The sequence below is a fragment of the Pseudomonas sp. FSL R10-2189 genome (assembly GCF_009600325.1).
Lineage (GTDB): Bacteria > Pseudomonadota > Gammaproteobacteria > Pseudomonadales > Pseudomonadaceae > Aquipseudomonas > Aquipseudomonas helleri.
Map to the genome: position 1 here is coordinate 1 of NZ_WIVZ01000020.1, position 21,008 is coordinate 21,008.

Below are 21,008 nucleotides of genomic sequence, written 5' to 3' on the forward strand. Positions count from 1 at the left end.
TAATATCAGGGAAAAAGCTTCGTTAACTGTTCGCTATGTCTCCGAACAAAGTGTTCGCTATGTCCCCGGTCCATACACTCCCGAAGGAGAGGGAACCGATTGGGGGATGCTGAAGATACTCGGCGGCCTGTTTGCTGCGCGACAGCGAGGCGTCGAAGACGGGGCGGCCCCTCCTACAGGGTCTGTGTTAAGCAGACAACTCGCGCATCCGCTGCAACACCGCATTCAGCCCGTTGCTGCGCGATGGCGACAACTGGCGGCTCAGGCCAAGCTGGTTGAACCAGTCGGGCAGGTCCACGTGGTGCAGCGCCTCGCTGGACAAGCCATTGACCCGCGCCAGCAGCAACGCCACCAACCCGCGAATCAAGCGTGCATCGCTGCTGGCAGCAAATTGCCAGTAGCCGTCTTTTAATTCACCCACCAACCACACCTGGCTTTCACAACCGTGCACGCGGTTGGCCTCGGTTTTGTCGGCCTCGGCCAACTCGGGCAAGCGTTGGCCCCATTGCATCAGCAGGCGGGCGCGTTGTTCCCAACTGGCGCAGTGTTCAAAGCTGTCGAGGGCGGCCTGAGCGTCAGCGGGCAAGGTCATTGCAGCAACTCCAGGGCCTGGTCGAGGGCATCGAAAAAGCGCTGCAGGTCATCTGAGTCGTTGTACAGCGCCAGCGACACGCGGATGGCACCTGCCAAACCGAGGCTTTTCAGCAGGGGCATGGCGCAGTGATGCCCGGCCCGCACGGCAATGCCTTGCTCGGTCAACAAGTGGGCAAGGTCGGCGTTGTGTACGCCCTCGACCACAAAACTCACCAGTGCCAATTGCGGCGAGCCCAGCAGGCGGATGCCGGGGCGCTGTTGCAGGCCTTCAACCAGCAGCGCATGCAACGCGGCTTCGTGGGCGTCGACGGCGCTTTGGTCGAGGCTGCTCAGGTAACTCAGGGTCGCGCCCAGGCCAATCACGCTGGCAATCGGCGGTGTACCGGCTTCAAAGCCCAGCGGGGCAGGGCGGAAGGTGGCGTGCTGGTAGTCGGCGTCCTGAACCATCTCGCCGCCAAACTGCCAGTGCTTGAGGCTGGCCAGTGCGCCATGGCGGCCAAACAGCACACCCAGCCCGTCCGGGCCGTACAGTTTGTGGCTGGAAAACACATAGAAGTCGCAGCCCAGCGCATTCACGTCCTGACGGCCGTGGACCACGCCTTGGGCGCCATCGACAACGGTCAACGCGTTCTGAGCTTTGGCCAGTGCCAGCAACTCGGGCAGGGGCTGCCATACGCCGAGCACGTTGGACAACTGGCTGACAGCCAGCAGGCGGGTGCGCGGGGTGATGAGGCGGGCGGCGGCGTCAAGGTCGATTACGCCGTCGGCGTCCAGCGGCAACACCACCAGGGTTAACTGTTGGCGCTGCGCAAGCTGCTGCCAGGGCAGCAGGTTGGCGTGGTGTTCCAGGGCGCTGATGACAATCTCATCGCCCGGATTGAAAAGGTGTTCCAGCCCGTAAGCCAGAAGGTTCAGTGCCGAGGTGGCACCGTGGGTGAAAACAATTTGCCCGCAGTCAGCCGCGTTGAGCCATTGGGCGACTTTGCAGCGCGAGTTCTCAAACGCCTGAGTGGCATGCGCGCCCGGCAGGTGCTGGGCCCGGTGCACATTGGCGGCGCCACTGGCGTAGTAGTGCGTCAGTGCGTCGAGCAGGGCTTGAGGTTTTTGCGTGGTGGCAGCGTTGTCCAGATAAGTCTGGTCCTGACGTTGCAGGGCGGCGATGGCCGGAAAGTCAGCGCGCCAGGGAGAAGGCAAAAGCATGGTGTTCAAGGCTCTGTTGACGAGGCTGCAAGCAGCCAGCCCCGTCAGTGGCAGACAAACGCTTAGTTGTGAGCGTGCAGCGCTTCGTTCAGCTCGATGGCCGACTTGTGGGTTTTGCATTCCACAGCGCCGGTTTCTGAGTTGCGACGGAACAACAGGTCTGGTTGACCGGCCAGTTCACGGGCTTTGACGACTTTAACCAGTTGGTTGTTTTCGTCCAGCAGCGCGACTTTGGTGCCCGCGGTCACGTACAGGCCCGACTCAACGGTGTTGCGGTCGCCCAATGGAATGCCGATACCGGCGTTGGCGCCGATCAGGCAGCCTTCGCCTACTTTGATCACGATGTTGCCACCGCCCGACAGAGTGCCCATGGTCGAGCAACCGCCGCCCAGGTCCGACCCCTTGCCGACGAAGACGCCCGCCGAAACACGGCCTTCGATCATGCCCGGGCCTTCGGTGCCTGCGTTGAAGTTGACGAAACCTTCGTGCATCACGGTGGTGCCTTCGCCAATGTAGGCACCCAGGCGGATACGTGCGCTGTCAGCGATACGCACGCCAGCCGGTACCACGTAGTCGGTCATTTTCGGGAACTTGTCGACCGAGAACACTTCCAGCAGTTCGCCACGCAGGCGGGCTTCGAGTTGGCGCTCAGCCAGCTCGCCCAGGTCGATGGCGCCCTGGCTGGTCCAGGCCACGTTCGGCAGCAGCGGGAACACACCCGCCAGGCTCAGGCCGTGCGGCTTGACCAGACGATGGGACAGCAGGTGCAGCTTCAGGTAAGCCTCCGGGGTGGAGGTCAGGGCGGCGTCTTCGGCCAGCAGGGTGGCAACCAGCGGCTTGTGGCTTTCGGCCAGGCGGGTCAGCAGCGCGGCCTGGGCAGCGTCAACCGATTTGACGGCTTCAGCCAGTTGCGCGGCTTGAGCGGTGGTGAAGGTGATTGCCTGATTACCGCCGGTGTAGCCCAGGATCGGCGCGACCGCAGCGATCAGTTCGGCCGACGGGTTGATCAGCGGTTGTGCGTAGAACACTTCCAGCCAGGCGCCTTGACGGTTTTGAGTGCCGACACCGAAGGCCGCGCTGAATAGGGTAGTAGACATGCAATTACCTCGTACAAAAATAGAAGGGGCGGGCTTTAGCCAGTTGGCTTAGAGAAGGGCCGCCGCATAAAGATCAGGCTTGAAGCCAATCAGGGTTTTATTACCGAGATCGAGCACCGGGCGCTTGATCATCGAGGGTTGGGCGAGCATCAGCTCAATGGCTTTCGCTTGGTCGAGATCGGCTTTCTGTTCGTCTTCGAGTTTGCGAAAGGTAGTGCCTGCGCGGTTGAGCACAACTTGCCAACCGTGCTCGTCGCACCATTGAGTCAGGTGTTCACGGTCGATACCGCTGCTTTTGTAATCATGGAAGTCATAACGCACGTCATGTTCATCCAGCCAGGTGCGAGCCTTTTTCATGGTGTCGCAGGCCTTGATGCCGAAAAGGTGCAACGTTTTGCTCGAATCGGTCACTGAATTGCCCCTCCTTTGGAGATGCGTGGAAATATGCGGTGGCGGATTATGCCATGGGCGAGGCGCTTGAGCGCAGGCTGCCTGCAACCTTGGCAGGATCTTGTGACAGGTAGTCGCATTGAGACTTATGTTCAAGGTCGACGTCAGCCATTTGAAGCTACTATGAGGCTGGATCTAAAATTGTTGCTAGCTGTGTTTGAATTCAGTTGAAGCTGATTGTTCGGGAATTTTGTTGATATGCAAACCGCCTATACCGTACTCATCCTGCTGATGTTGGTAGGAGTCTCGCGTTTATTGGGGCGTGTGATCCCTTTACCTCTGCCGTTGGTGCAAATTGCTGCGGGTGCCGTGTTGGCCTGGCCAACCCTGGGCTTGCACGTTGCACTGGACCCGGAGCTGTTCCTGTTTCTGTTCTTGCCGCCGTTGCTGTTCTCGGATGGCTGGCGCATGCCCAAGCGTGAATTCTGGCGTTTGCGTGGGCCGATTCTGACCTTGGCAGTGGGGTTGGTGCTGTTCACCGTGGTCGGGGCAGGTTACTTCATTCACTGGTTATTGCCGACTATTCCCTTGCCGGTGGCGTTTGCCCTGGCTGCTGTGCTGTCACCGACGGACGCCGTGGCAGTGTCGGCCATTGCCCAGAACCGCTTGCCCGGCCCGCTGATGCATATGCTCCAGGGCGAAGCCCTGATGAACGACGCTTCAGGCCTGGTGACGTTCAAATTTGCCCTGGTTGCAGCCATCACCGGGGTGTTCTCGCTGACCAATGCCAGCCTGACCTTTGTGCTGGTGGCCTGTGGCGGTCTGGCCATTGGTGTGGCCCTGAGCTGGCTGGTGGGGCGCCTGCGGGCCTGGATGATCGGTCGCGGCTGGGATGACCCGGCGACTCACGTCGTGTTTATGTTGCTGCTGCCGTTTGCCGCTTACGTACTGGCTGAGCGCTTGGGCGCCTCGGGCATTTTGTCGGCGGTGGCGGCGGGGATGATGCAAAGCTGGCTGGACCTGTTGCCGCGTCAAACCAGTACGCGCTTGCTTAACCGCAGTGTGTGGGGGCTGCTGGAATTTGCCTTCAATGGTCTGATCTTCCTGCTGCTGGGCTTGCAACTGCCAGACATCATCAAGGCGGTGGTCAGCCACGAAACGACCTTGTGGCCGACTCTGTTTTATCGTTGCCTGGATGTGGTGGCGATATTTCTGGTGCTGCTGGCGCTGCGCTTTATCTGGGTGCAAAGCATTTGGCGCCTGTTTGCCCAGCTGCGTCGCTGGCGCGGCAAGGGTGACCTGACCCTGGTGCCGACGGCGCGTTCGTGCTGGTTGCTGACGGTGGGCGGTGTGCGCGGTGCGGTGACGTTGGCCGGTGTGATGTCGGTGCCGTTGTTGATCAGCGCGGGGGTGGACTTCCCTGAGCGCGACCTGCTGATCTTTATTGCGGCGGGGGTGATTCTGCTGTCGCTGGTGGCGGCCTGTATTGCCTTGCCCTTGTTGTTGCGCGGCATCCCCAAGAGCCCGGACGACGCGATGCGCAAAGAGGTACGCGAAGCTTGGCGGCGCACGGCAGAGGCGGCGATTCATGCGCTGGAAGCCGAAGACGTGGTTGAGCCAGCCGACAGCCCGCAAGACGCGGCCCAAGCAGCACTGGCGGCTGAATTGAAGGCGCGGATCATGTCTGAATACCGCCATCAGCTCGAAGTGTTTAATGACTCGGCTGAAGCACAGGCGTTGGCCTCGCAGATGGATCAATTAGAAAGCCGCTTGCGCCTCAAGGCACTCAGGGCGCAGCGTCTGGAGTTGTACAGCTTGCGTCGCCACCATGAGATCGGCGATGACGTGCTCAGCGAGATTTTGCGTGATCTGGATTTGAGCGAAGCGAATCTGGGGACGGTGAAGTAAGGCTATGAATACTGTAGGAGCGAGCTCGTCTCGCGATATTTTGATCGTCTAAAAGATCGCGAGGCAAGCTCGCTCCTACAGATTTGGGTTTAGCGGCGGCGCTGGATGAAGTCGCGGATCCGCTCGGCGGCTTCTACGCATTCGGCCAATGGCGCGACCAGGGCCATGCGCACGCGGCCGGCACCCGGGTTAAAGCCGTCGACTTCGCGTGACAGGTAAGAGCCCGGCACCACGGTCACATGTTCTTCAGCGAACAGGTCGTGGGAGAATTCTGTGTCATCCCCTTCGACATTCGCCCACAGATAAAACCCGCCATCCGGGCGCTGTACATCCAGTACCGGCGTCAGAATCTCCAGCACGGCATCGAACTTGGCGCGGTACAGGTCGCGGTTGGCACGTACGTGTTCTTCGTCGTTCCAGGCAGCAATGCTCGCCAGCTGGGTTTGCACCGGCATGGCGCAGCCGTGGTAGGTGCGGTACAGCAGGAACGCCTTGAGGATCTCGGCATCACCGGCGACAAAACCCGAGCGCAGGCCCGGCAAGTTCGAACGCTTGGACAAGCTGTGGAAGACCACGCAACGCTTGAAGTCTTCACGGCCCATGGCCACGCACGCGCTGAGCAAGCCTTCTGGCGGGGTCTGCTCGTCGAAGTACAGCTCGCTGTAGCATTCGTCGGCAGCGATCACGAAGTCGTGTTCATCAGCCAGTGCAATCAGTTTTTTCAGGGTTGCCAGCGGGATTAAAGCACCGGTCGGGTTGCCCGGCGAGCACAGGAACAGGATCTGGCAGCGCTTCCAGGTGTCGACCGACACCGCGTCGAAGTCCGGGTTGAAGCCTTGTTCAGCCAGGCACGGCAGGTAGTGCGGCTTGGCACCGGCCAAAAACGCGGCCCCTTCGTAGATCTGGTAGAACGGGTTCGGGCTGATCACCAGGCCGTCGTCGCTGCGGTTGACCACGGTTTGGGTGAAGGCGAACAGCGCTTCACGGGTGCCGTTGACGGGCAGGATGTTGCGCGCCGGGTCCAGCCAGCCAGCCGGCACGTTAAAACGGCGCTCGGCCCAGCCACCAATCGCTTCGCGCAGGGCAGGGATGCCGAGGGTGGTCGGGTAGACCGCCATCTGGTCGAGGTTGTCCGCCAGGGCCTTGGCCACGAAATCGGGCGAGCGGTGTTTCGGTTCGCCAATCGACAGCGCAATCGGGCGCTTGTCGGCGTTGGGCTGCACGCTACCCAGCAGGGCACGCAGTTTTTCGAACGGGTAAGGCTGCAACTGGTTTAGAGCGTTGTTCATTGGGTGCGGGTCTCACTCGGCGGCTAGATGCTCAGGCGCCAGGTTGGGGTTGAGTCTTTGTTGACCGTTAGTTGCTCCACGATGGCTTCCTGCAAACGTATGCACAGTTGTGGGTCAGACAATGGCTGATTGTTTTCGTCGGTAATGAAGAAGACGTCTTCGACGCGCTCGCCCAAGGTGGCGATCTTGGCGTTCTGCAACGACAGGTCGAACTCCAGGAAGATCATCCCGATGCGCGCCAGCAGGCCGGGACGGTCCGGGGCGCTGAGTTCCAGTACGGTGACCGGGCGCTGGGCGTCGTTGTGGATCGTCACTTGCGGCGGGAAAGCAAAGTGTTTGAGCTGGCGCGGTACCCGGCGCTGGATGATGTTCGGGTAGTCGTCCGGGTTACGCAGGGCTTCGGTCAGGCCTTTGCGGATTTTTTCGATGCGCTCGGGGTTATTGCCGATCGAGTCGCCGTCGTTGTCGAGCACGATGTAGGTGTCGAGGGTGAACTGGCTGCTGGAGGTAATGATGCGTGCGTCATGGATGTTGAGGTTGAGCTGGTCCATGGCCGCCACGGTCACGGCGAAGAAGTCGTGCTGGTCGGGCGCATAAATGAAGATCTGCGTGCCGCCCTCGAAATCGCGCTGGGTGGTTTCCTTGATCAGCACCAGCGGGCCGCCATCTACAGGTTGCTGCAGGATGGCTTCGGTGTGCCAGGCCACATCGGCCGAGGTGTGGCGCAGGAAGTAGTCATCGCCCAACTGCGACCAGAGCTGCTCGACATCGTCCTGGTCGTTGCCGTTGCGCACCAGCACGTCCAGCGCAGCACTTTGCGTCTGGCGAATTTGCTCTTCGCGATCGACCGGGTTTTCCAGGCCGCGACGCAGGGCGCGCTTGGTCTCGGTGTAGAGCTGGCGCAACAGGCTGGCGCGCCAGGAGTTCCACAGCGTCGGGTTGGTGGCGTTGATGTCGGCCACGGTCAGTACATATAAGTAGTCGAGGTGGGTTTCGTCGATCACGGTCTGGGCAAAGTCATGGATGACTTGCGGGTCTGACAGGTCTTTGCGTTGGGCGGTGGTCGACATCACCAGGTGGTTTTGCACCAGCCATACGATCAGCCGTGTATCCCAGGCGGGCAGGTGATGACGAATGCAGAACGCTTCTGCGTCCACTGCGCCAATCTCCGAGTGGTCGCCGTGACGGCCTTTGCCGATGTCGTGGTACAGCCCGGCCAGGTAAATCAGCTCAGGTTTGGGCAGCTTGGCCATGAGTTTGCTGGCCAGCGGGAATTTCTCCGAGACCTGGGTGTACTGCAACTTACGCAGGTGCTTGATCAGGTTCAGGGTGTGCGCATCGACCGTATAGATGTGGAACAGGTCGTGCTGCATTTGCCCGACGATAAAGCCGAATTCCGGCAGGTAACGTCCCAGAATGCCGTAGCGGTTCATCCGGCGCAGGTTGCGATGGATACCGATTTTGCATTTGAACAGCTCGATAAACAGGCTGGTATTGCGGATGTCACTGCGAAAATCATCGTCGATCAGGTAGCGGTGTTCGCGCAGCAAGCGGATGGTGTCAGCCCGCACGCCTTTGATGTCGGGGTGCTGCGCCATCAGCAGGAAGATTTCGAGCATGGCAAACGGCGTGCGCTTGAACACGTTGTTGCTGGTGGCTTCGATGTAGCCGTCGTGCAGTTGAAAGCGCGAGTTGATCGGCGTCGGCGGCGCTTCGTCTTCCGGGGCCAGGATCACTTCTTCAAAGTGCTGGATGATCAGGTCGCTGAGCTGGGCAATGCTCATGACCACCCGGTAATACTGCTGCATGAAGTTTTCGATGGTCTGCTTGGTGTCTTCGCCGGTAAAACCGAGCAATTCGGCAATGCTGCGTTGATGGTCAAACAGCAGGCGGTCTTCGGCGCGGCCAGCGAGCATGTGCAGGGCGTAGCGGACCTTCCAGAGAAACTCCTGGGAGGAGGAGAGCAGGTCATGTTCGCTTTCGACCAGGAAGCCTTCACCGGCCAGGGCGCGCAAATTCAGGGTGCCGTACTGGCGACGGGCTACCCACAAGATGGTCTGAATGTCGCGCAGGCCGCCGGGCGAGCCTTTGACGTTGGGCTCAAGGTTGTATTCGGTGTCGTTGTACTTGTGGTGCCGGGCTTTTTGCTCGGCACGCTTGGCCAGAAAGAATTCCTTGCTGGGCCACATGTGTTCGGTGCTGGTGACTTCGAGCATGCGTTGACGCAAGCGCTCGGGCCCAGCAATGGTGCGGCTTTCGATCAGGTTGGTGATGACGGTCAGGTCGGCGCGGGCTTGCTCTGCACATTCGTCGACCGAGCGTACGCTCTGGCCGACTTCCAGGCCGATGTCCCACAACAGCGTCAGAAACCGCTCGATGGAATCGCGGAAGATCTCATGGTCCGCGTTGTCGAGCAGGATCAGCAAGTCGATGTCGGAGTAGGGGTGCAATTCGCCCCGGCCATAACCGCCCACCGCGACCAGGGCGATATCGGCCTGGTTGCTCCAGCTGAACTGGTCCCACGCTTGTTGCAGGATGTTGTCGACGAACCAGGCGCGGTCCTCGATCAATCGTCGAATATCGCGGCCTTTGCGAAAGCGTTCGTCGAGCACTTCGCGTGCCTGGCGGATCGCCTTTTTGAAAGCGGCAATCGGGCTTGCCTTTAATGCCAATTCGGCCTGGAACTGGCCGCGGTCAAAAAGTTCGGGATCCACCTGCGGCATCGATTGGCTTTCCTGTCGTGGGATGTGTGGGGGTTACTGTCAGGCCGAAACCCGCGGGATGGTGTCATCGCTGCGCAGGGTGAAGATTTCGTAACCGGTGTCGGTCACCAGCAGGGTGTGTTCCCACTGCGCAGACAGCTTGCGGTCCTTGGTGATCGCCGTCCAGCCATCGCCCAGCACTTTGGTGTCGGCTTTGCCCTGGTTGATCATTGGTTCGATGGTAAACGTCATGCCAGCCTTGAGTTCCATGCCGGTGCCCGCGCGGCCGTAGTGCAGGATTTGCGGCTCTTCGTGGAACACCTTGCCAATGCCATGGCCGCAGAACTCGCGAACCACCGAGAAGCCGTTCTTTTCGGCGTGCTTCTGAATCACTTCACCGATATCGCCCAAGCGGCAGCCAGGCTTGACCAGTTCGATGGCCTTGTACATGCATTCCTGGGTGACTTGCGACAGGCGCTCAGCCCAGACAGGCACTTTGCCGACATGGAACATGCGGCTGGTATCACCGTGATAGCCATCTTTGATGACGGTCACGTCGATGTTCAGGGTGTCGCCTTCCTTCAGCGCCTTGTCACCCGGAATGCCGTGGCAGACCACGTGGTTGATCGAGGTGCAGATCGACTTGGGGAAGCCTTTATAGTTGAGCGGCGCAGGGATGGCCTGTTGCACATTGACAATATAGTCATGGCAGATGCGGTCCAGCTCTTCAGTGGTGACGCCGGGTTTAACGTGTTCAGCGATCATTTCCAGTACGTCGGCGGCCAGTTTGCCGGCGATACGCATTTTTGCGATGTCCTCGGGAGTTTTGAGGGTGACGGTCATACAGGCTCTCTTCGCGCGTAAGCGCTCATCAACGGGGTTGCGGGTGTGTGACGAGTTATTTCAGCTACACACCGCCATAAAAACGCGATTCTACCAGACGGTCGGCTGTAAACATGAGCCTTGCGCCATCGCTTCTATTAATAGAGTGGGGCATTCTGGCCCTATTCCAAGGCTCTAGCAAAAGGAAGGGGCTGCTTTTGATCCGGGTTTTTGATCTGCTTGGCTCGTGGTAGGGGCTAAATCGGTGAAATGCCGTTGTGCAGTTAACGGGCACACCACCGATCAAAAGATCGCGAGGCAAGCTCGCTCCTACAGGGCGCAAATCCTTGTGCGACAACGGCTTAGCAATAAAGTCTGAATTCGCGCTTCGTTTTTTATGTGTCTTGTGATATAAAATGCGCCGCTTTGCGGGTATAGCCCGCAGAGCACAAACCCACACACGTATCGACACGATGACCTGGGTGCCTTCAGCTCGAAGCTGCTGGTTGGTCGTTGGGATACGTGGAGGCCTAACCCGACTTATTAAGGAACTACCATGTCCCAAGTCAACATGCGCGATATGCTGAAGGCCGGTGTGCACTTCGGTCACCAAACCCGTTACTGGAACCCGAAGATGGGTAAATACATCTTTGGCGCGCGTAACAAGATCCACATCATCAACCTTGAAAAAACCCTGCCAATGTTCAACGAAGCTCTGACTTTCGTAGAGCGTCTGGCCCAGGGCAAAAACAAGATTCTGTTCGTCGGCACCAAGCGTTCCGCTGGCAAGATCGTTGCTGAAGAAGCAGCACGTTGCGGCTCGCCGTACGTGGATCACCGCTGGTTGGGCGGCATGCTCACCAACTTCAAAACCATCCGTGCTTCCATCAAGCGTCTGCGTGACCTTGAAGTTCAAGCAGAAGACGGTACTTTCGCCAAGCTGACCAAGAAAGAGGCGCTGATGCGCACTCGCGATCTGGAAAAGCTGGATCGTAGCCTGGGTGGTATCAAGGACATGGGCGGTCTGCCAGACGCACTGTTCGTTATCGACGTTGACCACGAGCGCATCGCGATCACCGAAGCTAACAAGTTGGGCATCCCGGTAATCGGCGTTGTCGACACCAACAGCAGCCCAGAAGGCGTTGACTACATCATCCCGGGCAACGATGACGCAATCCGCGCTATCCAGCTGTACATGGGTGCGATGGCTGATGCTGTTATCCGTGGTCGCAACCACGTTGCTGGCGGCACCGACGTTTTCGTCGAAGAAGCTCCAGCTGCAGCGGTAGTTGAAGGCTGAGTAACTAACGCCTAGCGTTTACTCAGTGCGCAAAAAGGGGGCTTGGCCCCCTTTTTGCCACCTCGAAATCCATTTGTTGGACATGCTCTCGCCGTTGCTGTATCAGAATGCGGCTGGCTGGGAGCCTCGAGGCAGGCTTCATACGAATTGAACGCCCGTTCGGTCGGGTGGAATGGTTGAAAACCTATCCAAGAGGAATTTTGAAATGGCAGAGATTACTGCAGCGTTGGTTAAAGAACTGCGTGAGCGTACTGGCGAAGGCATGATGGATTGCAAGAAAGCCTTGACCAAGGCTGGCGGCGACATCGAAAAAGCCATCGACGACATGCGTGCTTCCGGCGCCATCAAGGCTGCCAAAAAAGCAGGCAACGTTGCTGCTGAAGGCGCAATCGCTCTGAAGGAAGACGGTAAATCCGCAGTTCTGCTGGAAGTGAACTCGCAGACTGACTTCCTGGCCCTGCAGGACGACTTCAAAGCATTCGTTGCTGCCAGCGTTGAAAAAGCATTCGCTGACAAGCTGACGACTGTTGAGCCTCTGATCGAAGCTCAAGAAGCTGATCGCCTGGTACTGGTCGGCAAAGTTGGCGAAAACGTCAACATCCGTCGCCTGGCTCGCGTTGAAGGTGATGTGGTCGGCGGTTACCTGCACGGCAACAAAATCGGTGTAGCAGTTGTTCTGAAAGGCGGCAACGTTGAGCTGGCCAAAGACATCGCTATGCACGTTGCTGCAAGCAACCCAGAGTTCCTGCTGCCTTCGGAAGTTTCTGAAGAAGCGATCGAGCGTGAAAAAGCGGTGTTCCTGAGCCTCAATGCTGACAAGATTGCCGGCAAGCCAGAAAACATCGTTGAAAACATGATCAAAGGCCGTATCAGCAAGTTCCTGGCCGAAGCTAGCCTGGTTGAGCAAGCTTTCGTTAAGAACCCAGAGATCAAAGTTGGCGAGCTGGCCAAGAAAGCCGGCGCTGAAATCGTTTCCTTCACTTACTTCAAAGTAGGCGAAGGCATCGAGAAGCCCGTCGACAACTTCGCTGAAGAAGTTGCTGCTCAGCTGGCTGCAGCCAAGCAATAAGACAGTTTTACACTGTCGACCCGAAGAGGCTGCCCGCTCACGCGCGCAGCCTCTTTTCAAATGGGAGAGGGTTTTGCCTTTTCTTGCGGAACCGATTGCATAAGTCGTGTTCCGATGGTGCTGCTGTGCAGCGCCACGCTAGAGTAAGCGCGGGCTGAAAGTGGCCTCGCACAGATTTTTTTAAAACGCGGCAGGAGAGATTCGCAATGGCTCAGCAGGGCGCTGGTTATCAAACTCGCTATAAACGCATCCTACTCAAGCTAAGCGGTGAAGCCCTGATGGGCTCTGAAGAGTTCGGGATCGATCCCAAAGTACTCGACCGCATGGCGCTGGAAGTGGGCCAACTGGTCGGCATCGGCGTCCAGGTAGGTTTGGTGATCGGTGGTGGCAACCTGTTCCGCGGTGCTGCCCTGAGCGCGGCCGGTATGGATCGTGTGACTGGCGACCATATGGGCATGCTGGCAACCGTGATGAACGCCTTGGCCATGCGCGATGCGCTGGAACGTGCGAATATCTCTGCCATCGTAATGTCGGCTATTTCGATGGTTGGTGTGACTGATCATTACGATCGTCGCAAGGCAATGCGTCATTTGAACGCTAAAGATGTGGTGATTTTCGCTGCAGGCACCGGTAATCCGTTCTTTACAACGGATTCTGCTGCTTGCTTGCGTGCTATTGAAATCGACGCTGACGTGGTGCTTAAAGCAACCAAGGTTGACGGCGTGTACACCGCAGATCCATTTAAAGACCCGCATGCCGAGAAGTTCGATCATCTGACTTACGATGAAGTACTGGATCGCAAACTGGGTGTTATGGACCTTACGGCCATTTGTCTGTGCCGTGACCATAAAATGCCATTGCGTGTATTTAATATGAACAAGCCCGGCGCCTTGCTGAATATTGTCCATGGCGGCGCTGAAGGGACTCTGATCGAGGAAGTTCAACAATGATCAATGAAATCAAAAAAGACGCTCAAACGCGCATGCAGAAGTCGCTGGAATCCTTGGCCCATGCATTTGGCCAGATCCGCACCGGCAAAGCCCACCCGAGCATCCTGGGCAGCGTGATGGTGCCTTACTACGGCGCCGATACCCCGTTGAGCAGCGTTGCCAACGTAACGGTAAAAGACTCGCGTACCCTGCAAGTTGTGGCGTTTGAGCGCAACATGCTGGCTGCGGTCGACAAGGCTATCCAGAGCGCTGGCCTGAACCTCAACCCGACCAACCTGGGTGAGCTGCTGCTGATCTCCATGCCGGCCTTGACTGAAGAAACCCGTAAAGGTTTCACCAAGCAAGCCCGTAGCGCCGCTGAAGACGCGCGTGTAGCGGTTCGCAACATCCGTCGCGATGCGTTGAGCGAGCTGAAAAAACTGGTTAAAGACAAAGAAATCAGCGAAGACGAAGAGCGTCGCGCCGCTGCTGATATTCAGAAGCTGACCGACAAGGCCGAGGCAGACATTGATGCGGCTACCAAGGCGAAAGAAGCGGACCTGATGGCCGTATAAGGGTCTGGGCGTTTTATGGAAAAGACCAAGCAGACAGAGCCATCATCGGTGCCGCGCCACGTCGCGATCATCATGGATGGTAATAATCGCTGGGCGAAAAAACGCTTTCTGCCGGGTGTTGCCGGGCATAAAGCGGGAGTGGATGCAGTTCGCGCAGTGATTGAGGTGTGCGTCGAGGCCAAGGTCGAGGTGCTCACCTTATTCGCGTTCTCCAGCGAAAACTGGCAGCGCCCCGCCGCTGAGGTCAGTGCCTTGATGGACTTGTTCTTCAAGGCGCTACGGCGTGAGGCCCGGCGCCTCAACGACAACAACATCAGCTTGCGGATCATCGGCGACCGTTCGCGCTTCCACCCTGAATTACAGGCGGCGATGCGTGAGGCGGAGCAGATGACGGCAGGGCCTGATCGCTTTGTACTGCAGGTTGCCGCTAACTACGGCGGCCAGTGGGACATTGCGCAGGCCGCACAGCGCCTGGCGCGTGAAGTTCAGGCGGGGCATCTGCAGCCTGAAGACATCACCCCGGGCCTGCTGCAAAACTGTCTGGTGACTGGCGATCTGCCTTTACCTGACCTGTGCATTCGCACAGGCGGCGAGCACCGCATCAGCAATTTCCTGCTGTGGCAGTTGGCGTATGCCGAACTGTACTTCTCCGACCTGTTCTGGCCGGACTTCAAACACGAAGCCATGCGCAATGCGCTGGCTGATTTCGCTTCTCGCCAGCGTCGCTTCGGTAAAACGAGTGAGCAGGTTGAAGCTGGAGCCCGGGTTTAATGCTTAAACAACGCATCATTACTGCACTCATATTGCTGCCCATCGCTTTGTGCGGGTTTTTCCTGCTCGAAGGGTCTGGCTTTGCGCTGTTCATCGGCCTGGTCGTGACCTTGGGTGCCTGGGAATGGGCGCGTCTGGCGGGCTTTGAAGCTCAGTTGGCGCGGGTGGCTTTTGCAGTACTCGTGGCTCTGCTGCTGTTTGGTTTGTACGTTTTTCCTGATCTGGCGCCCTGGGTGCTGGGCGCCGCAATCTTGTGGTGGTGCGCTGCAACCTGGCTGGTGTTGACGTTTCCTGAGTCGGCCGAGCGCTGGTCGGCAACCCTCACCAAGCTGGTGATTGGTCTGCTGATTTTGCTGCCGGCCTGGCAAGGGCTGGTGCTGATCAAGGCGATGGCGCTCGGCAACTGGCTGATCATGGCGGTCATGGTGCTGGTGTGGGGCGCTGACATCGGCGCTTACTTTTCCGGGCGCAAGTTCGGGAAACGCAAGCTGGCGCCTAAAGTCAGCCCGGGCAAGAGCTGGGAAGGTGTGTATGGCGGTTTGATCCTCAGTCTGGTGATCACGGCTGCTGTCGGTCTGGTGCGTGGCTGGAGCGTTGGCGAGATCATCGCAGCACTGTTTGGCGCAGCGATGATTGTGCTGGTGTCCGTGGTGGGCGACCTCACCGAGAGCATGTTCAAGCGTCAGGCCGGAATCAAGGACAGCAGTAACCTGCTGCCAGGTCACGGCGGGGTGCTGGACCGTATCGACAGTCTGACGGCGGCGGTGCCGTTGTTTGCTGTACTGCTTTGGATTGCCGGATCATGAGTCGACCTCAACAGATTACGGTGCTGGGGGCTACAGGCTCGATTGGCCTGAGCACCCTGGATGTAATTGCGCGTCACCCTGACCGCTATCAGGTCTTTGGCCTGAGCGGTTTTAGCCGTATCCCGGAGCTTTTGGCCTTGTGCCTCGAGCACAAGCCTCGAGTGGTTGTTGTGCCGCACGAGCATGCAGCCAGCCAGCTGCGGGCCGGTTTGCAGGCCGCCAAGCTCGGCACTGAAGTGTGGGTGGGTGAGCAAGGCTTGTGTCAGGTGGCTTCTGCTCCAGAAGTTGACACGGTCATGGCAGCAATCGTCGGTGCGGCTGGCTTGCGTCCTACGTTGGCAGCGGTTAACGCTGGCAAAAAAATTCTCTTGGCCAATAAAGAAGCGCTGGTCATGACCGGCGATCTGTTTATGCAGGCCGTTCGTCGCAGCGGTTCGATATTGCTGCCTGTCGACAGTGAGCACAACGCGATTTTCCAGTGTTTGCCACAGGACTACGCACGCGGCCTGGGTTCGGTCGGTGTGCGGCGGATATTGCTCACGGCGTCGGGCGGACCTTTCCGCGAGACGCCATTAGAGTTGTTGCAACATGTCACCCCGGATCAGGCGTGCGCTCATCCCAATTGGTCGATGGGGCGCAAGATTTCCGTTGATTCGGCGAGCATGATGAACAAGGGCCTGGAGCTGATCGAAGCCTGCTGGTTGTTCGATGCCAAGCCAAGCCAGGTTGAAGTGGTGATCCACCCGCAAAGCGTGATTCACTCGCTGGTCGATTACGTGGATGGCTCGGTGTTGGCGCAGCTCGGTAATCCGGACATGCGTACACCCATTGCCAATGCCCTGGCGTGGCCTGAGCGTATCGACTCGGGTGTTGCGCCGCTGGATCTGTTTGCGGTTGCGCGGCTGGACTTTGAGCGTCCGGATGAACAACGCTTCCCGTGTTTACGTCTGTGTCGAGAAGCAGCCGAGGCGGGCAATAGCGCGCCTGCGACCCTCAATGCGGCGAACGAAGTAGCGGTGGCGGCGTTTCTTGACGGTAAAATCCGTTACCCGCAAATCGCCAACCTTATTGAAGATGTGTTAAGCACTGAGCCTGTGATTGCAGTCGATGAGCTGGATGCTGTATTTGCGGTAGATACCCAAGCGCGACTGCGAGCTGAGCAGTGGTTGAGCCGTAACAACTGACAAGTGGTACATGTCGGAGCCGGACAGAATCGCGGAGAAAGTAGATGAGTGCGCTCTATATGATTGTTGGCACCCTGGTGGCATTGGGGGTGCTGGTCACATTTCATGAATTCGGTCACTTTTGGGTGGCGCGCCGTTGCGGCGTTAAGGTTCTGCGCTTTTCTGTGGGCTTCGGTACGCCTCTCTTACGCTGGCATGACCGTCAGGGCACTGAGTTTGTCGTTGCAGCGATTCCGTTGGGCGGCTACGTAAAAATGCTCGACGAGCGTGAAGGCGATGTTCCGGCCGATCAGCTCGATCAATCCTTCAATCGTAAAACCGTCGGGCAGCGCATTGCCATCGTCGCGGCCGGGCCTGTTGCCAACTTCTTGCTGGCCATTGCGTTCTTCTGGGTGCTGGCAATGATGGGCAGCCAGCAGGTGCGCCCGGTGATCGGCGCGGTCGAAAGCGGCAGCCTGGCGGCACAAGCCGGCCTGGTAGCCGGTCAGGAAATTGTTTCAATTGATGGCCAGCCAACTGTGGGTTGGTCAAACGTCAACCTGCAACTGGTGCGTCGCCTCGGCGAAAGCGGTGCCATTCAGGTTGCGGTGCGCGGTCCCGATTCTGATGTTGAAAGCGCTCACCAACTGGTTTTGCATGACTGGCTAAAAGGGGCTGATGAGCCGGACCCGATCAAATCGTTGGGTATTCGGCCATGGCGACCTGAGCTGCCAGCCGTTCTGGCAGAACTCGACCCTAAAGGCCCGGCACAGGCCGCTGGCCTCAAGACCGGTGACAAACTGCTGTCCATGAATGGCCAGGCTATTAATGACTGGCAACAAGTCGTGGACTGGGTTCGTCTGCGGCCCGCGGCCCGCGTAGATTTGCGCGTCGAGCGCGACGGCGTTGCGCTTGAGGTGCCGGTGGTTCTGGCTGCTCGCGGTGAAGGTGACGCTGCGACCGGTTATCTGGGAGCAGGGGTCAAAGGTGTCGATTGGCCACCCGCGATGATTCGCGAAGTCAGCTATGGCCCGGTCGCCGCCATTGGCGAAGGGGTCAAGCGTACGTGGACCATGAGCGTATTGACGCTCGATTCACTGAAGAAAATGTTGTTCGGCGAGCTCTCGGTAAAAAACTTGAGTGGACCGATAACCATTGCTAAAGTGGCGGGCGCTTCTGCCCAGTCGGGCGTTGCTGATTTCTTGAATTTCCTGGCTTATCTGAGTATCAGCCTGGGGGTTCTGAACTTGTTGCCCATTCCCGTCCTGGACGGTGGGCACTTGTTGTTTTATCTGATCGAGTGGGCGCGTGGTCGTCCCTTGTCGGATCGGGTACAGGGTTGGGGGATGCAGATCGGTATCAGCTTGGTGGTCGGAGTAATGTTGCTTGCTCTGGTCAACGACTTGGGACGACTGTAAACACTTCGCTGAATTGCGAATCTGCCGCATTTTGCGGCAGTTTGTTTATTGCCAGTTGGAATAAGAAAGGACTTCATGAAACGTCTGCTGCTAACTGCGGTTCTCGCCGTACTGATGATCGCCGAAGTTCACGCCGAGTCCTTCACTATCTCTGATATCCGTGTCAACGGGCTCCAGCGGGTTTCCGCCGGCAGCGTGTTTGGCGCGTTACCGCTGAACGTGGGTGAGGTAGCGGATGACCGCCGTTTGGTGGAATCCACTCGTGCGTTGTTCAAAACCGGGTTCTTTCAGGATATCCAACTGGGTCGTGATGGCAATGTGCTCGTCATTACGGTTGTCGAACGTCCTTCCGTCTCCAGCATCACCATTGACGGTAACAAGGCGATCTCCACTGATGACCTGATGAAAGGCCTGAAACAATCGGGCCTGGCTGAAGGCGAAATCTTCCAGCGTGCGACCCTTGAAGGTGTTCGTAACGAGTTGCAACGTCAGTATGTTGCCCAAGGCCGCTACTCGGCGACGGTAGACACCGAAGTGGTGCCTGAGCCGCGCAACCGCGTTGCCTTGAAGGTCAACATCAACGAAGGCACCGTTGCCTCTATCCAGCACATCAACGTGGTGGGTAACACTGTCTTCCCGGAATCTGACCTGGTTGATCTGTTCGAACTGAAAACCACCAACTGGTTGTCGTTCTTCAAGAACGACGACAAGTATGCGCGTGAAAAACTGTCGGGTGACCTGGAGCGTCTGCGTTCCTACTACCTCGATCGCGGCTATATCAACATGGATATCGCCTCGACCCAGGTATCGATCACCCCTGACAAGAAGCACGTCTACATCACGGTCAACGTGAACGAAGGCGAAAAATACAATGTCGGCTCGGTCAAACTGAGCGGTGACCTCAAAGTCCCGGAAGATCAGATCAAGTCGCTGCTGCTGGTTCAGCCAGGCCAGGTGTTCTCGCGCAAGCTGATGACCACCACCTCCGAGCTGATCACCCGTCGCCTGGGTAACGAAGGTTACACCTTCGCCAACGTGAACGGCGTGCCTCAGCCAGACCCCGAAAACCACACCGTCGCCATCACCTTTGTGGTCGATCCGGGCAAGCGTGCTTACGTGAACCGTATCAACTACCGCGGCAACACCAAGTCGGAAGACGAAGTGCTGCGTCGTGAAATGCGCCAGATGGAAGGCGGTTGGGCTTCTACTTACCTGATCGACCAGTCCAAGGTTCGCCTTGAGCGTCTGGGCTTCTTCAAGGAAGTGAACGTTGAAACCCCGGCCGTGCCAGGCACTGACGACATGGTTGACGTGAACTACGCTGTTGAAGAACAAGCGTCGGGTTCGATCACTGCCAGCGTTGGTTTTGCTCAGAGCGCCGGTTTGATCCTGGGTGGCTCGATTACCCAGAACAACTTCCTGGGTACGGGTAACAAGGTCAGCATCGGCCTGACCCGCAGCGAATACCAAAGCCGTTACAACTTCAGCTACGTTGACCCGTACTGGACGCCGGACGGTGTGAGCCTGGGCTACAACGTTTTCTACCGCACCACTGACTACAAAGAGCTGGACGTTGACGTTGCCAACTACTCGGTCGACAGCCTGGGTGCTGGCGTCACCATGGGTTACCCGATCAGCGATACCTCCCGTCTGACTTACGGCCTGACCGTTCAGCAGGATGAAATCAGCACCGGTCGTTACACCGTTGACGAGATCTTCGACTTCGTAAACCGTGAAGGTGACAAGTACCTCAACTTCAAGGCGTCGATTGGCTGGTCCGAGTCGACCCTGAACAAAGGTGTGTTGCCAACCCGTGGTACGTCGCAGAGCCTGGTGCTGGAAACCACCATTCCTGGCAGCGACCTGCAGTTCTACAAACTGGACTATCGTGCACAGTTGTTCCAGCCGTTGAGCGATACCTTCACCGCTCGCCTGCACACAGAGTTGGGCTATGGTGATGGTTACGGTTCGACTGAAGGTCTGCCGTTCTACGAGAACTACTACGCGGGTGGTTTCAACTCGGTACGTGGCTTTAAAGACAGCGCACTGGGCCCACGCAGTACGCCGAGTACCGGTAAGAACCCGGGTACGATTGCCGACCCGGATCAAGACCCGCTGCCGTTCGGTGGTAACGTGCTGATCCAGGGTGGTGTAGAAGTTCTGTTCCCGATGCCGTTTGTGAAGGATCAACGTTCCCTGCGCACTTCCGTATTCTGGGATGTGGGTAACGTGTTCGACACTAACTGCAAGGGCGAAACCAAGAATTGCGATATCAGCTTTAGCAATATGGCCAGTTCTGTGGGTGTCGGTGTGACATGGGTAACTGCGCTTGGCCCGCTGAGCTTCAGCTTGGCCATGCCGATCAAGAAACCGGATGACGCAGACACTCAAGTGTTCCAATTCTCCCTCGGCCAGACTTTCTAAAAGCCTGACTATAGATACAGACAACGGATTTTTTAGGAGTGCATCGTGCGTAAGTTGACTCAATTGGTTCTCCTGGCTTCGCTGTTGGCAGCGGGCCCGGCTTTTGCCGACATGAAAATTGCTGTGCTGAACTATCAAATGGCACTGCTTGAATCTGACGCTGCCAAGCGTTATGCCGTGGATGCCGAGAAAAAATTCGGCCCGCAACTGACCAAGCTGAAAAACCTGGAAAGCAGCGCCAAGGGCATTCAGGACCGTCTGGTTAGCGGCGGCGACAAAATGCAGCAAGGCGAGCGTGAGCGTCTGGAGCTTGAGTTCAAGCAAAAGGCCCGTGATTTCCAGTTCCAGTCCAAGGAGCTGAACGAAGCCAAGGCCGTTGCTGACCGTGAAATGCTGAAACAGCTGAAGCCAAAACTGGACAGCGCTGTTGAAGAAGTCATCAAGAAAGGCGCCTTTGACCTGGTGTTCGAGCGTGGTGCTGTGATTGATGTAAAACCTCAGTACGACATCACTCGCCAAGTGATTGAGCGCATGAATCAGCTGAAGTAATT

At 57.9% G+C, this 21,008-nt stretch carries 18 protein-coding genes; 11 read left to right on the forward strand and 7 right to left on the reverse strand.

The annotated features are described in order from the left end of the window. Positions 1-187: 187 nt before the first annotated feature. The 4 genes from GHO32_RS15295 to GHO32_RS15310 all read right to left on the reverse strand — a co-directional run bounded on the left by GHO32_RS15295 (position 188) and on the right by GHO32_RS15310 (position 3,302). Complete coding sequence (locus tag GHO32_RS15295) at positions 188-592, reverse strand: SufE family protein (protein WP_153334091.1); 405 nt, start codon at positions 590-592, stop codon at positions 188-190. Continuing rightward, positions 589-1,794, reverse strand: a complete 1,206-nt coding sequence (locus GHO32_RS15300; RefSeq protein WP_153334093.1) for an aminotransferase class V-fold PLP-dependent enzyme — start codon at positions 1,792-1,794, stop codon at positions 589-591. Before GHO32_RS15300 ends, GHO32_RS15295 begins: the two co-directional genes overlap by 4 nt. 62 nt (positions 1,795-1,856) lie before the next feature. Beyond that, complete coding sequence (gene dapD / locus GHO32_RS15305; protein WP_153334095.1) at positions 1,857-2,891, reverse strand: 2,3,4,5-tetrahydropyridine-2,6-dicarboxylate N-succinyltransferase; 1,035 nt, start codon at positions 2,889-2,891, stop codon at positions 1,857-1,859. A gap of 48 nt (positions 2,892-2,939) precedes the next feature. Continuing rightward, a complete protein-coding gene (locus tag GHO32_RS15310) occupies positions 2,940-3,302 on the reverse strand; it encodes an ArsC family reductase (protein WP_048368107.1) in 363 nt (120 codons plus the stop codon). 237 nt (positions 3,303-3,539) lie between these two features. Here GHO32_RS15310 and GHO32_RS15315 point away from each other — a divergent pair, with 237 nt between their 5' ends. Beyond that, complete coding sequence (locus GHO32_RS15315) at positions 3,540-5,189, forward strand: Na+/H+ antiporter (protein WP_153334097.1); 1,650 nt, start codon at positions 3,540-3,542, stop codon at positions 5,187-5,189. A gap of 89 nt (positions 5,190-5,278) precedes the next feature. Here GHO32_RS15315 and dapC read toward each other — a convergent pair whose 3' ends face one another. Genes dapC through map form a run of 3 tightly spaced genes read right to left on the reverse strand, consistent with a single transcriptional unit; the run spans position 5,279 to position 10,023 of the window. After that, positions 5,279-6,478: a succinyldiaminopimelate transaminase gene (gene dapC, locus GHO32_RS15320; RefSeq protein ID WP_153334098.1), complete on the reverse strand. Its 1,200-nt coding sequence runs from the start codon at positions 6,476-6,478 to the stop codon at positions 5,279-5,281. Positions 6,479-6,501: 23 nt separating this feature from the next. Continuing rightward, complete coding sequence (locus GHO32_RS15325; RefSeq protein WP_153338217.1) at positions 6,502-9,201, reverse strand: [protein-PII] uridylyltransferase; 2,700 nt, start codon at positions 9,199-9,201, stop codon at positions 6,502-6,504. A gap of 39 nt (positions 9,202-9,240) precedes the next feature. After that, on the reverse strand, positions 9,241-10,023 hold the full coding sequence (gene map / locus GHO32_RS15330; RefSeq protein WP_048368102.1) for a type I methionyl aminopeptidase: 783 nt from the start codon (positions 10,021-10,023) through the stop codon (positions 9,241-9,243). Between the two features lie 535 nt (positions 10,024-10,558). Between map and rpsB the strand changes: the two genes are divergently transcribed. The 10 genes from rpsB to GHO32_RS15380 all read left to right on the forward strand — a co-directional run bounded on the left by rpsB (position 10,559) and on the right by GHO32_RS15380 (position 21,006). After that, entirely contained in the window at positions 10,559-11,302 is a 744-nt protein-coding gene (rpsB, locus tag GHO32_RS15335) for a 30S ribosomal protein S2 (protein ID WP_019411593.1), read from the forward strand. A gap of 205 nt (positions 11,303-11,507) precedes the next feature. After that, positions 11,508-12,371: a translation elongation factor Ts gene (gene tsf / locus GHO32_RS15340; protein WP_123749723.1), complete on the forward strand. Its 864-nt coding sequence runs from the start codon at positions 11,508-11,510 to the stop codon at positions 12,369-12,371. Between the two features lie 206 nt (positions 12,372-12,577). After that, the gene (gene pyrH, locus GHO32_RS15345; protein ID WP_048368099.1) at positions 12,578-13,321 is read left to right on the forward strand and encodes a UMP kinase; all 744 of its coding nucleotides are present in this window, start codon (positions 12,578-12,580) and stop codon (positions 13,319-13,321) included. Beyond that, positions 13,318-13,875, forward strand: a complete 558-nt coding sequence (frr, locus tag GHO32_RS15350; protein ID WP_048385564.1) for a ribosome recycling factor — start codon at positions 13,318-13,320, stop codon at positions 13,873-13,875. Before pyrH ends, frr begins: the two co-directional genes overlap by 4 nt. A gap of 15 nt (positions 13,876-13,890) precedes the next feature. Then, positions 13,891-14,646: a polyprenyl diphosphate synthase gene (uppS, locus tag GHO32_RS15355; protein ID WP_048368096.1), complete on the forward strand. Its 756-nt coding sequence runs from the start codon at positions 13,891-13,893 to the stop codon at positions 14,644-14,646. Continuing rightward, positions 14,646-15,452: a phosphatidate cytidylyltransferase gene (locus tag GHO32_RS15360; protein ID WP_153334102.1), complete on the forward strand. Its 807-nt coding sequence runs from the start codon at positions 14,646-14,648 to the stop codon at positions 15,450-15,452. The genes uppS and GHO32_RS15360 overlap by 1 nt, the downstream gene beginning before the upstream one ends. Then, entirely contained in the window at positions 15,449-16,636 is a 1,188-nt protein-coding gene (gene ispC, locus GHO32_RS15365; protein ID WP_153334104.1) for a 1-deoxy-D-xylulose-5-phosphate reductoisomerase, read from the forward strand. Before GHO32_RS15360 ends, ispC begins: the two co-directional genes overlap by 4 nt. A 44-nt stretch (positions 16,637-16,680) precedes the next feature. Further along, positions 16,681-18,033 carry an RIP metalloprotease RseP gene (gene rseP, locus GHO32_RS15370; RefSeq protein ID WP_153334107.1) on the forward strand — a complete coding sequence of 451 codons (1,353 nt, stop codon included), beginning with the start codon at positions 16,681-16,683 and terminating at the stop codon, positions 18,031-18,033. 75 nt (positions 18,034-18,108) lie between these two features. After that, positions 18,109-20,457: an outer membrane protein assembly factor BamA gene (bamA, locus tag GHO32_RS15375; RefSeq protein ID WP_153334109.1), complete on the forward strand. Its 2,349-nt coding sequence runs from the start codon at positions 18,109-18,111 to the stop codon at positions 20,455-20,457. Between the two features lie 45 nt (positions 20,458-20,502). Continuing rightward, positions 20,503-21,006 (forward strand): OmpH family outer membrane protein, encoded by a 504-nt coding sequence (locus GHO32_RS15380; protein ID WP_048368091.1) that lies wholly within the window; start codon positions 20,503-20,505, stop codon positions 21,004-21,006. The last annotated feature ends 2 nt before the right edge of the window (positions 21,007-21,008 follow it).